Annotated in this window: 10 protein-coding genes; 9 read left to right on the top strand and 1 reads right to left on the bottom strand. The window is 40.8% G+C overall.

Translation table 11 applies throughout. The features are described 5' to 3' along the window. The first annotated feature begins 36 nt into the window (after positions 1–36). Both O6P32_RS11405 and O6P32_RS11400 read left to right on the top strand, forming a co-directional pair. The gene (locus O6P32_RS11405) at positions 37–1023 is read left to right on the top strand and encodes an adenosine kinase (protein WP_269878634.1); all 987 of its coding nucleotides are present in this window, start codon (positions 37–39) and stop codon (positions 1021–1023) included. Between the two features lie 74 nt (positions 1024–1097). Further along, positions 1098–2771, top strand: coding sequence for a S41 family peptidase (locus tag O6P32_RS11400; RefSeq protein ID WP_408636071.1), 1674 nt, complete (start codon positions 1098–1100; stop codon positions 2769–2771). 209 nt (positions 2772–2980) lie between these two features. Here O6P32_RS11400 and O6P32_RS11395 read toward each other — a convergent pair whose 3' ends face one another. After that, entirely contained in the window at positions 2981–4675 is a 1695-nt protein-coding gene (locus tag O6P32_RS11395; protein WP_269878631.1) for a Na/Pi cotransporter family protein, read from the bottom strand. A gap of 81 nt (positions 4676–4756) precedes the next feature. Between O6P32_RS11395 and O6P32_RS11390 the strand changes: the two genes are divergently transcribed. The 7 genes from O6P32_RS11390 to O6P32_RS11360 form a co-directional block, all read left to right on the top strand. Further along, a complete protein-coding gene (locus tag O6P32_RS11390; protein WP_269878727.1) occupies positions 4757–6430 on the top strand; it encodes a nucleoside kinase in 1674 nt (557 codons plus the stop codon). Positions 6431–6495: 65 nt separating this feature from the next. Next, positions 6496–7968 carry an RNA polymerase factor sigma-54 gene (gene rpoN, locus O6P32_RS11385; RefSeq protein ID WP_269878630.1) on the top strand — a complete coding sequence of 491 codons (1473 nt, stop codon included), beginning with the start codon at positions 6496–6498 and terminating at the stop codon, positions 7966–7968. A gap of 10 nt (positions 7969–7978) precedes the next feature. After that, positions 7979–8659: a hypothetical protein gene (locus tag O6P32_RS11380; protein ID WP_269878726.1), complete on the top strand. Its 681-nt coding sequence runs from the start codon at positions 7979–7981 to the stop codon at positions 8657–8659. 132 nt (positions 8660–8791) lie between these two features. Next, a complete protein-coding gene (gene gcvH / locus O6P32_RS11375; RefSeq protein WP_178267048.1) occupies positions 8792–9172 on the top strand; it encodes a glycine cleavage system protein GcvH in 381 nt (126 codons plus the stop codon). 10 nt (positions 9173–9182) lie between these two features. Further along, positions 9183–9692 carry a 5-(carboxyamino)imidazole ribonucleotide mutase gene (gene purE / locus O6P32_RS11370; RefSeq protein WP_178267049.1) on the top strand — a complete coding sequence of 170 codons (510 nt, stop codon included), beginning with the start codon at positions 9183–9185 and terminating at the stop codon, positions 9690–9692. Next, positions 9692–11533, top strand: a complete 1842-nt coding sequence (locus tag O6P32_RS11365) for a 4-hydroxy-3-methylbut-2-en-1-yl diphosphate synthase (RefSeq protein WP_269878628.1) — start codon at positions 9692–9694, stop codon at positions 11531–11533. The genes purE and O6P32_RS11365 overlap by 1 nt, the downstream gene beginning before the upstream one ends. 578 nt (positions 11534–12111) lie before the next feature. Continuing rightward, positions 12112–13337 (top strand): carboxypeptidase-like regulatory domain-containing protein (locus O6P32_RS11360; protein ID WP_269878627.1); only part of this gene is annotated, 1226 nt, incomplete at its 3' end.

The following is a 13337-nucleotide window of genomic DNA, read 5'->3' as shown; positions in this document are numbered from 1 at the left end:
GAAATATGCAATATCTTTGCAAAAAAAATATTACTAATGGACAAAATTCTTGGAATGGGCAATGCTTTAGTGGATATTTTGGCTGTTTTAGACAATGATTTGTTACTTGAAGAGCTGAATTTGCCAAAAGGAAGCATGCAGTTGATAAATGAAGAGGTATTGCAGAAAGTGCGAGGGAAGTTTGCCTCATTACCTACTCATCGTGCAACCGGTGGGGCAGCGTGTAATACAATAGCGGCTTTGGCTAAACTGGGAGCTACTCCCGGATTGATAGGAAAGGTTGGTGAGGATGAAAACGGCCGGTTTTTTACAGCTACCTTGCAGGACTATGGGGTAACAACCAATTTATTGTCGGGTGGTTTGCCTACAGGGATAGCCTCTACTTTTATATCTCCGGGTGGAGAGCGTACATTTTGTACCTATCTGGGGGCTGCAGCGACATTAAAAGCAGAGGATTTGTCACCTGAAATGTTCGAAGGATATACCTATTTTTATATAGAGGGATATTTATTGCAGGATCATGACCTTATTTTACGTGCAATGCAGTTGGCTAAACAGGCAGGACTACAGATTTGTCTCGATATGGCGAGTTATAATATTGTAGAAGAAGAGCGTGAATTCTTTGCCATGTTAATAGAGCGCTATGTGGATATTGTATTTGCAAATGAAAGCGAAGCAAGGGCTTATACAGGCAAGGACCCTATGGAGGCTTTGGATGAAATATCTTCTTTATGTAGCGTTGCTATCGTCAAAACAGGAAAAGAAGGCTCGTTGATTAAAAAAGGAACGGAATTTGTACAAGTGACTCCTGTTCCTGTAGAGAAAGTCGTAGATACAACAGGGGCAGGTGATTTTTATGCAGCTGGATTCTTGTATGGTCTGGTTTGTGGTTGTTCGCTGAAGAAATGTGCGCAAATTAGTTCAATTTTGGCAGGACAAGTTATTCAAATAGTAGGAACTGAGTTGAAACCAGAGCAATGGAACGAAATAAAGTTAAATATTGATAGGGTTCTGCATGCGTAAATAGAATATTGTGTTTATTTGTATAAACAACTTGAATAGATATGAATAGAAGAGCAATATGGGCAGGAGTGTTGATGGTATCATTGGCACTGGGGTTGTCAAGTTTTAAGGGTGATGATCGTAATTTCCAGATTTCAAAGAACTTGGATGTATTTAATTCAATTTTTAAGGAATTGGATCTGTTTTATGTGGATACGATCAATGTAGAAAAGATGATTCAGAATGGAATAAACGGAATGTTGTCATTGACAGACCCTTATACCGAATATTATCCCGAAGAGGAAGTTAGCAGTCTGAAAGAATTGATTACAGGTAAATACGGTGGCATTGGAGCTGCTATCCGTTATTACGAATCGAAAGACCGGATTGCAATAGTAGAGCCGATTGAAGGTATGCCGGCAGCTGAAGCGGGTGTAAAGGCAGGTGATATCATCCTTGCTATCGGAGGAAAAGAAATGGTACGTGGTGACCAGAAACCACAGGATTTTTCCAGCAGAGTGAGTGATGCGTTGCGTGGCGAACCGGGAACCTCTTTTGTATTGAAAGTGCAGCGTCCTCTGAAAAACGACAGTACAGTACTTGAGTTTAAGATTACCCGTAAGAATATCCGGACAAATCCAGTGCCTTATTATGGTATTGTACGCGATAGTGTAGGTTATCTTTCGCTTACAGGGTTTACAGACAATTGTGCAAAGGATGTAAAAAAGGCTTTTATCGAATTGAAACAGCGTGGGGCTACTTCTATGATAATTGATTTACGTGATAATGGAGGAGGTTCTTTGCAGGAAGCTGTAGATATCGTAAATTTCTTTGTTCCTAAAGGAACAGAAATTGTTACCACAAAAGGAAAGATTCGTCAGGCAATGGGCTCGTTTAAAACACAATACGAGCCGATTGATACTGAAATTCCACTGGCTGTACTTGTGAATGGAAATTCTGCTTCCGCTTCTGAGATTTTAAGTGGATCGTTACAGGATTTAGACAGAGCAGTAGTAGTTGGTGCACGTACTTATGGTAAGGGTTTAGTCCAGACTACTCGTCCATTGCCTTATAATGGCACTTTGAAAGTGACTACTTCTAAATATTACATACCAAGCGGACGTTGTATTCAGGCGATTGACTATGCAAAGAAAAATGCAGATGGTTCGGTAGCCCGTACACCTGATAGTCTGACTAATGTGTTCCATACAGCGGCAGGGCGTGAGGTTCGTGATGGAGGAGGTATTCGTCCGGATGTTGAGGTGAAAGGAGAGAAATTTCCTAATATTCTCTTTTATCTGATGAATGAGGATTTGATATTCGATTATGCTACACAGTACTGTCTTACTCATGAGGCCCCGGCTTCTGTTGATTCGTTTGCCTTGACAGACTCTGATTATGCTGATTTTAAAGCATTGGTCAAATCTCGTAATTTTACTTACGACCGTCAGAGTGAGAAAATGTTGAAGACTTTAAAGGAGGTTGCTGAATTTGAAGGATATATGGAAGGAGCTTCCGAGGAATTTAAGGCATTAGAGCAAAAGTTGAATCACAATCTTGACCGCGATTTAGATCACTTTGCCAAACCTATCTGCAAAGAACTGGAACAGGAAGTTATTGCCCGTTATTTTTATCAGCGTGGTGCGGTGATGCAGTTATTGAAAGACGATGAGGTATTGGACAAGGCTATAGAAGTATTGGAGGACAAACAGCAATATAAGGAAATATTATCAGTACCTGTAGTGGCTTCTGCTGATGCTGCCAAGTAAAAAGGAAGAGGTCTGAAATTACAAAAAGCATATCTGATAAAGTTTTTATATAATGGCATGTGAATCGACAGAAGTTTGTCATTTCACATGCCATTTTTGTATTCTGACATTTAGGTGAAAACCGGATGCGTAATCGTATAAGCTTTTTCATGAAACAAAAAATGCCGGTACACGACCGGCATTTTAGTATGGTTCATATGAATGAAGGGTTAAGCTTTCTTCTCTTTTACATCAGAGTGAGCTTCTACTACATTTACAACATAATCCCCCAGTTTCTCACATTCTGCGATAATATCCATATAGTGAACTCCCATCTGATAACTGTATTCTTTATTATTTACATCAATTACGTTTTGGGTCTTAAGCTGGTTTCGGTAGTTGTTGATTTCGTTTTCAGTGTTAAATGAACGATTGACATCTACGCTATGATGTGTATCTTCTACCAATGCAATCATCTGACTCAGTGCATTGTCCGTCAGTGAGAACATCTGATGAATATGTTCATACTGTTTCTCTGTGAAATCAGAATCTCCTCTACGTTTTCTATTGATAGTACGTGCCAGATTGTAACAACTGTCTCCTATACTCTCTATTTCTGTAACCTCACGTAGCATTTCCCGAATCTGTAATTTACTTTCTGAACTTAGACGTCCTTCTGATACCTGATTCAGATAGTTGGCTATTTCCAGTTCCATGCTATCACTGATGTTTTCGTATTTTTCGATACGGCTGAATAATTTATTGAAATCATTTTCGTTTTCAGTATGCAATAAATCTTTAACCATACGGAACATACGCTGAATACGTTCAGCGAACAAATTGATTTCTTTACGTGCCTGAAGGATAGAAAGTTCTGCTGTAGAAAGCATACCTCCGGTGATGAATTGCAGACGGTATTCTTCTTCCTGTTCTTTCTGAGGAACCAGTTTGCAGACTGTCTTCTCAATGAAATGAACGAACCATATCAATATTAATACATTACATACGTTGAAACAGGTATGGAAAGCAGATAATTTAAATGAAACAGCTACACCGTCAGCCTCGCTTACTTTCATGAAGTCAGTAATCAGCCAGTCTACCATATGTATAAAAGGTTCAAAGAGAATCAGAACCCACAATACACCGAATACATTGAACATTAAATGTGCCACTGCAGCTCTTCGGGCTTGTGTATTGGCAGTAAGTGCTGCTAAATTGGCCGTGATGGTTGTACCGATATTCTCTCCTAATACCAATGCGGCTCCCAGTTCGAAACTGATCCATCCATTGGCACACATAATAAGGGTAATAGCCATTGTAGCGGCAGATGCCTGTACAACCATGGTAAGGATGGTACCGATAAAGACAAAAAGTAAAATGGAGAAGTAGCCCATGTCGGTATAGTTCTGTACAAAGGCTAACATATCAGGATTAGCACTTAAATCGGGAGCATTGGTTTTTAGAAGATTTAATCCCATAAACAGGAATGCAAAACCAAATATAAATTCACCGACAGATTTGCGTGTACTTTTTTGAGAGAAAAGAAGTGGAATACCGATTGCCAGCAGTGGAAGTGAAAATGCAGAAATGTCGACCTTAAAGCCCAATGCGGAAATAATCCAGGCTGTGACAGTAGTACCAATGTTGGCTCCCATAATAACACCGATGGATTGCGAGAGGGTAAGTAGTCCGGCATTTACGAAACTGACTACCATTACTGTAGTGGCAGAGGACGATTGGATAAGTGCTGTAATCAGTACGCCCGTTAAGACTCCGGTGACTCGGTTGGTGGTCATAGCCGTTAAGATACTACGGAGTCTGTCGCCCGCAAACTTCTGAAGTCCTTCACTCATGATTTTCATTCCATACAGGAAGAGTGCTAAAGATCCCAGCAGCTTTAAAAAATCATAAAAAGAATATTCCATTTCTAATTAATTAAGTTGGAAATAGGCAGTTAATGGTTTAATGAGTAAATTAACTGCAAATTCACTGTGTTAGTAATATTTATTACGATTATGCTACAAATATATTGCAAAAATAAGAATTTAACAAAAGAAATTCCCGAAGGAAGCAGTCTTTTGGATATTTATGAAGGATTTAATCTGGAAATGCCCTATGGGCCTGTGAGTGCGAAAGTTAATAATAAGGTAGAAAGTCTGGATTTCCGGGTGTATTATAACAAAGACGTAGAATTCCTCGATATAACTACTACTTCAGGTATGCGTACCTATGTCCGTTCTTTGTGTTTTATTTTGGTGCGTGCAGTCGAAGAATTGTATCCGGACGGTACGGTTTCTCTTGAATATCCGGTTTCGAAAGGATATTTCTGTAATTTGCATATCGGCCGTCCCGTTGAATTAGATGATGTACAGCGTATCAAGCAGAAAATGCATGAAATTATTGAAGCCAATCTTCCTTTCTTGCGTACTGAAGCACATACGGATGATGTGATTAACTTGTTTTTGCAACGGGGAATGATGGATAAAGTAAAACTGCTGAAAACTTCTGGCCAGTTGTATACCTGTTATTATCGTTTGGGCGATACGGTAGATTATTACTATGGCAGCTTGGTTCCCAGTACCGGATACATCCATTTGTTTGATATTGCCAAATATTATGACGGCTTGCTTTTGCGTATCCCCAGCCGTGAAAATCCAGGTAAACTGGAAGAAGTTATCAAGCAAGAAAAAATGTTGGAAGTCTTTCAGGAGTATCACCGTTGGAACAGAATTATGGGAATCAGTACTGTCGGTGATTTTAATGTGGCCTGCAATGAAGGACATGCAACGGATTTGATTAATTTATCCGAAGCTCTGCAGGAAAAGAAAATTTCACGGATTGCCGATGAAATCACCAACCGGAATCAGAATGGAGAACGGGTAAAACTGGTTTTAATTTCCGGTCCTTCTTCTTCCGGCAAGACCACTTTCAGTAAGCGTCTTAGCATTCAGCTTATGGCAAATGGCTTAAAGCCTTACCCTATTTCATTGGATGATTACTTTGTAGACAGGGAAAAAACTCCTTTAGACGCAAATGGAAAGCATGACTTTGAGTCTTTATACGCACTCGACTTGCCTTTCTTTGAGTCACAGTTAAGTGATTTGCTTGCCGGAAAAGAAGTAGAACTTCCTCGTTTCAATTTTACCACAGGAAAGCGGGAAATGACCGGAAATAAATTGCGTATAGACGATCATATGATTCTGATACTGGAAGGAATCCATGCCTTAAATCCTGCACTTACTCCCAATATTCCTGCGGCCAATAAGTTTAAGATTTATGTATCGGCTTTGACTACAATTCAACTTGATTATCACAATTACATTCCTACTACCGATAACCGTCTGTTGCGCCGTATTATACGCGATTATAAATACCGGAACTATTCGGCAGAAGAAACCATAGCCCGATGGGGAAGTGTACGGGCAGGAGAAGATAAATGGATTTTCCCTTATCAGGAGTATGCGGATGCCATGTTCAACTCTGCACTGTTGTTTGAATTGGCTGTGCTAAAAGATTATGTAGAGCCAATTTTGCGCAAAGTGCCTAATAATAGTCCGGAATATTCGGAGGCACATCGTTTGCTGAGGTTTTTATCTTATTTCGTTTCTGTACGCGACAAGGAATTACCTCCTACTTCGTTGTTGCGTGAGTTTTTAGGAGGAAGTAGTTTCAGATACTGATTTTGATGAAGATTTTTCATACATTTGTAGCTGCTAATCGTAGAACGTAAGTGGAATAATAGAATATGGTGCAACATTCACGTCTGGAACAGACTCAGGCTCAACAACAAATTCAGACTTTATCTCCTCAACAGATACTGGCTGTCAAATTATTGGAACTTCCAACTGTGGAGCTGGAAGAACGGATTCATGCCGAACTGCTCGATAATCCGGCTCTGGAGGAAGGAAAGGAATCTTCCGCAGAAGCAGAAGAGCAGGATAGTTATCTGGATGGAGAAGCAGAGCGAGATTCTGATTCCTCGGAAGACCTTTCACTGGGAGATTATCGTACAGAAGATGATATTCCAGATTATAAGCTTCAGGAGAACAACCGTTCCAAGGGAGAAACAGCAGAAGAAATTCCTTTCTCCGACAGTATCTCCTTTTATGAAACTCTGAAAGAACAACTTGATATGCAGCATTTGACTCCTGAAGAAAGACAGTTGGGAGAGTATCTCATCGGTTCGCTCGATGATGATGGTATGTTGCGTAAAAGTACAGAGGCATTGCTCGATGAACTGGCTATCTATCAGGGAGTATACACTACGGCCGAAGAATTGGAACACGTATTGTCGATTATTCAGGATTTTGATCCGGCAGGTATCGGTGCGCGCGATTTGCAGGAATGTTTGCTTTTACAAATAAAGAGAAAAGAAAATACACCTCTAAAGCAGGTGGAACTGGATATAATTAGCAAATGCTGTGATGAGTTCACCAAGAAAAATAAAGAACGGATTATGCAGAAGTTAGGCATATCCGAGGAAACTTATCAGGCAGCTGTAGCTGAGTTGACTAAACTGAATCCACGCCCCGGAAGTTCATTGGGAGAAGTGATAGGCAAGAATATGCAGCAGATTATTCCAGACTTTATTGTCGATACAGAAGAAGACGGCACCATCTCTCTCAGTTTGAACAATCGTAATGTACCCGAGTTGAGGCTGAGTCGTGAATTCTCCGAAATGCTCGACGAACATACGCGTAATAAAGCCAATCAGAGCAAAGAGTCGAAAGACGCGATGATGTTTCTGAAACAGAAAGTAGATGCAGCCCAGGGATTTATTAATGCCGTCAAGCAGCGTCAGCAGACTTTATTAAGCACAATGCAAGCTATTATAGATTTGCAGCGTCCTTTCTTTCAGGAGGGTGATGAATCATTACTACGTCCGATGATCTTGAAAGATGTGGCAGAACGTGCACAGTTGGATATTTCCACCGTATCGCGTGTAAGCAACAGCAAGTATGTACAGACCAACTTTGGTATCTATTCGCTTAAGTTCTTCTTTAGCGATGGCTATACGACAGAGTCGGGAGAAGAACTTTCGGTACGCGAAATCAAGCGCATATTGAAAGAATGTGTAGACCAGGAAGACAAACAGAAACCGTATACCGATGACGAACTGGCGGATATACTGAAAGAAAAAGGGTATCCCATAGCCCGTCGTACAGTAGCCAAGTATCGTCAACAACTTAATATACCTGTAGCTCGATTAAGAAGATAATTATAATATGATGGAAGAGACAAATATCCCCGATCAATTGACATTTCACGAGCCTGTTCCCCATTCTCAATCGGAAAACAGAGACTTGCTCTATACGGTGTCCCGTATCATTTCGGCTGTCTTTACACCTTTTATGGTTCCTTTTGTTGCTTTCGTGCTGCTGTTTGGCTTTACCTACTTGCGTATTATGCCGTTGCAGTATAAAGTAACCATCTTGGCCATGATTTACTGTTTTACCATTCTGTTACCCATGCTGGCCATTTATCTGTTTCAGAAAATCAATGGATGGGGTATTCGTGAGTTGGGGCACAGAGAACGCCGTTTCATACCTTACGGTTTGACGATACTCAGCTATATCGGTTGTCTGCTGACCATGTTTCGCATTCATTTGCCCCGCTATATGTGCGGTATTGTAATGGCTGTACTTCTCTGTATGGTAATCTGTGCAATTATTAACATGAAGTGGAAAATCAGTACCCATATGGCCAGTAGCGGCATGATGGTAGGCGGACTTTTATCGTACAGTTTTATATTTCAGTTCAATCCTATATCCTGGCTTTGTATCTTTGTTTTGCTGGCAGGAATGTTAGGTTCTGCAAGAATCATTGTCCGTCAGCACACATTGGGTGAAGTAGGAGGAGGCTTTTTGGTCGGATTGCTTTGTGGAGTCATTGGAATTTTGTTTATTTGAAGAAAAATGAGTGAACGAGATAACGAGTTGGCAAGGAAGCAAGACTTTTTGCTTTATCACCTTGTATCTGAAACCTTGTCAACTCGTTGCCTTGTTCCCTTGTCAAAATATTAACCTTAAAAATAAAAGATTATGAATTTCCCGACAAATGTAAAGTACACGAACGAACATGAATGGATTCGTGTAGAAGGCGAAGAAGCCTATGTAGGTATTACAGACTATGCACAAGACCAGTTAGGTGATATTGTGTTTGTCGATGTAACTACAGAAGGTGAAACTTTGGAAAAAGGTGAAGTATTTGGTACAATTGAAGTAGTAAAGACTGTATCCGATCTTTTCCTTCCGGTAGGAGGTGAAATTCTGGAAGTAAATCCGGAGTTGGAAGAACACCCTGAAATGGTCAATCAGTCTCCTTATGGAGAAGGCTGGATTGTCAAGATAAAGCCGACAGACCTTTCGGAACTGGATGATCTGATGGATGCAGAAGCATACAAACAGATTATTAATGAATAAAGATAAAAAGATGAAACCAGTTGTAAGTATTATTATGGGTAGCACTTCCGACCTTCCTGTGATGGAGAAGGCTGCGAAGTTGCTCGACGAGATGCAAGTACCTTTCGAGATGAATGCACTTTCGGCTCATCGTACACCGGCAGAAGTAGAAGCTTTTGCTAAAGGAGCTGCCGAAAGAGGCATTAAAGTGATTATCGCTGCTGCCGGTATGGCTGCTGCTTTGCCAGGTGTTATTGCTGCCAATACCACATTGCCTGTAATCGGTGTTCCGGTAAAAGGTTCTGTACTCGATGGCGTAGACGCACTGTATTCTATTATTCAGATGCCTCCCGGTATTCCTGTAGCTACTGTAGCGATTAATGGAGCTATGAATGCAGCTATTCTGGCTGTTCAGATGCTTTCATTGGCAGATACTGAATTGGCTCAGAAGTTTGCAGCATACAAAGAAGGCCTGAAGAACAAGATAGTAAAAGCCAACGAAGAACTGAAAGAAGTTAAATACGCTTACAAAACAAACTAATGGATTACTTCAACTATTCTCGCCGACAGGCGAATGAGGTATATGTCGGCGCCACTCCTATGGGTGGCGCTAATCCTATACGTATACAGAGTATGACCAATACGGTGACAATGGATACGGAAGCTTGTATAGAACAGGCTAAACGTATTATTGATGCCGGAGGGGAGTATGTGCGTCTTACCACACAAGGAGTACGCGAAGCAGAAAATCTGAAATACATAAATGTAGGTTTGCGCTCGCAGGGTTACGATACTCCTTTGGTAGCCGATGTACATTTTAATCCCAATGTGGCCGATGTAGCTGCCCTCTATGCTGAGAAGGTACGTATCAACCCGGGAAACTATGTAGATGCAGCCCGTACCTTTAAGAAACTGGAGTATACCGACGAGGAATATGCTCAGGAAATACAGAAAATACGTAATCGTTTTGTTCCTTTCCTGAACATTTGTAAGGAAAACCATACAGCTATCCGTATCGGGGTAAATCACGGTTCCTTGTCAGACCGTATCATGTCGCGCTATGGCGATACACCGGCTGGTATGGTGGAATCGTGTATGGAGTTTCTTCGTATCTGTGTAGAAGAAGACTTTACCAATGTAGTCATTTCCATCAAGGCTTCGAATACTGTAATCATGGTGAAAACTGTTCGTCTGTTGGCCGAACAGATGGAGAAGGAAGGAATGAACTTTCCGTTACATTTAGGAGTAACCGAAGCAGGTGATGGGGAAGACGGACGTATTAAGTCGGCATTAGGTATTGGAGCCCTTCTGGCCGATGGATTGGGTGATACAATCCGTGTTTCACTGAGTGAGGCTCCCGAAGCAGAAATTCCTGTGGCCCGTAAATTGGTCGACTATATCGTTTCCCGTGAAAATCACCCTTATATCCCAGGAGCAGAAGCGCCGGGTTTCGATTACGTAAATCCGGTTCGTCGTACAACAAAGGCAGTTGGAAACATTGGAGGTGAACATGTTCCGGTAGTAATTTCTGCCCGTTTGGATGGTAACATGGCAGTGAGTGAGCAGTTTAAACCCGACTATATCTATTGTGGCCAGCAATTGCCCGAAACAAGACCTTCGGGGGTAGGCTATATTGTCGATGCCAATGTCTGGAAGGGAGAAGAAGGTGTTTATCCGGCATTCAATTATCAGCAGCTGATCGGTCTGCATCATTGTGAGGCTTCGATGAAATTCCTTTTTGTGCCTTATATGGGACTGACAGAAGAGGCAATGGCTTGCTTGCGTCTTCATCCGGAAGTGGTCATTGTAGCACAAAGCAATCACCCCAACCGATTGGGGGAATTCCGGGGAATTGTACATCAGCTAATGACATACGGTCTGGAAAATCCGGTTGTCTTCTTCCAACTCTATCAAGAAGAAGAATTGGAAAATCTGCAGATTAAGTCGGCTGCCGATATGGGTGCATTGATTTTCGACGGTTTCTGTGATGGTATCCTGCTTTACAATCATGGTGGTAAAATTTCTGATGTAAAAGTCGATGAAACTGCATTCGGTATCTTGCAGGCCGGACGAGTACGTACTTCGAAGACGGAATATATCTCGTGCCCGGGATGTGGACGAACTTTATACAATCTGGAATCCACCATTGCCCGTATCAAGGCCGCTACTTCTCATCTGAAAGGACTGAAGATTGGTATCATGGGCTGTATTGTGAACGGTCCTGGTGAGATGGCCGACGCAGACTATGGGTATGTAGGTGCCGGTCGAGGTAAAATCAGTCTGTATAAGAAAAAGGAATGCATAGAAAAAAATATTCCGGAAGAACAGGCTGTAGAAAAGCTGATTGAACTGATAAAAGCTAACGGAGATTATTGCGAATAAAATCCGGACTTGATTATAGAAGAGGGTTGTCTGTCGTTTCACACCGGCAGGCAACCTTTTTGTTTTTATTTGAAGTGTATTTTTGCTTGATTAATAATGCATTACATGTATACTTTGATTATGATGAATAGTCGTCTCCTTGTAGTGGGACGGTCGTCTCATTAGGCTGGTACACTCGTCTCATTACAATGAGACAGTTGTCTCCTTAAAGTGAGACGCTCTTTGGTTTATATTCTTATGAATTGCTGTTTTATTTATGCTTTCCCTCCTTTGATAGAAGCTTTTTTTGTCTTTTTGTCTATCTTTTAATATTATTTTTTATCTTTTGTTAAATAATTTCCATGTCTTAGTATTTTGTTTTGTGTTTTTGTGTCTTTTTGACATTGATAACCTCTTAAATATTTCAGTATTGCATTTTGTGTGTTTGTGTTTTGTGATAAAATGACATCAATTGTTATGTATCAAGAAAATTATATCATTTGCAAATTTTTTAATAAAAAATGTGTATTTAGTGTTGTTTTTATAAAATATTATACATACGTTTGCAAAACGTTAATATATAATTTTAAAGAGAGAGTATGAAAAGAAGGTTAATGTTATTCTATGCCTATCTGCTGATAGGCATAGGATTAGCGATTGCGCAAACATCGCAGATTTCGGGTGTGGTGCTCTCGGCAGAAGATGGAGAACCTATCGTTGGAGCATCAATCCTGGTACAAGGAACAACTACCGGTACGATTACCGATATCGACGGTAAGTTTAGTGTAAAGGTTAATAAGGGAGGAAAGTTGCAGATTAGCTATTTGGGCATGAAAACTGTTACGTTGACTGCCAAAAATAATATGACTGTAAAGCTCGAATCCGATACCGAAGTCTTGGATGAAGTAGTAGTAACTGGTATGCAGCGTATGGATAAGCGTTTGTTTACTGGTGCTGCGACAAAAATTTCTGCAGAAGATGCAAAACTGGATGGTGTTCCAGAAGTGAGCCGTGCTTTGGAAGGACGTGCAGCAGGTGTGTCTGTACAGAACGTTTCCGGTACCTTTGGTACAGCCCCTAAAATCCGTGTACGTGGAGCCACTTCTATTTATGGTAGTTCTAAACCGTTATGGGTAGTCGATGGAGTAATCATGGAAGATGTAACTGAAGTAGGCGCAGATGAATTGTCTTCAGGTGATGCGGTTACTTTGATCAGTTCGGCTATTTCTGGCTTGAATGCAGATGATATCGAAAGTTTCCAGATTTTGAAAGATGGTTCTGCTACTTCTATTTATGGTGCACGTGCAATGGCCGGTGTCATTGTAGTCACAACTAAGAAAGGTAAAGCGGGAACTAATAAAGTTAGCTATACCGGTGAGTTTACTATGCGTATGAAACCCAGCTATCGGAATTTCAATATTATGAATTCACAGGAACAGATGGGTGTTTATAAAGAAATGGCCAATTCTGGTTGGCTGAATTTCTCTGATGTGTTCCGTGCTGCAAATAGCGGTGTGTATGGTAAGATGTATCATCTTATTAATTCTTACGATGCCACTTCCGGACGTTATGGCTTGATGAATACTCCTGAAGCTCGTGCTGCTTATTTACAACAGGCAGAATTCCGTAACACAGACTGGTTTGATTTACTTTTCAGTAACTCTATTTCTCAAAACCATGCTGTTAGTTTTTCTTCTGGTACAGAAAAAGCTTCATATTATACTTCTTTGAGTGTAATGAACGATCCAGGTTGGTATAAGCAGAGTAAAGTACAGCGTTATACAGCCAACGTGAATGCATTGTATAATATTTACAAGAATTTATC

The sequence above is a fragment of the Phocaeicola acetigenes genome, from assembly GCF_027529745.1.
Lineage (GTDB): Bacteria > Bacteroidota > Bacteroidia > Bacteroidales > Bacteroidaceae > Phocaeicola > Phocaeicola acetigenes.
Note: the sequence above shows the minus strand (reverse complement) of the source record. Positions and strands in the feature narration are given on the sequence as shown.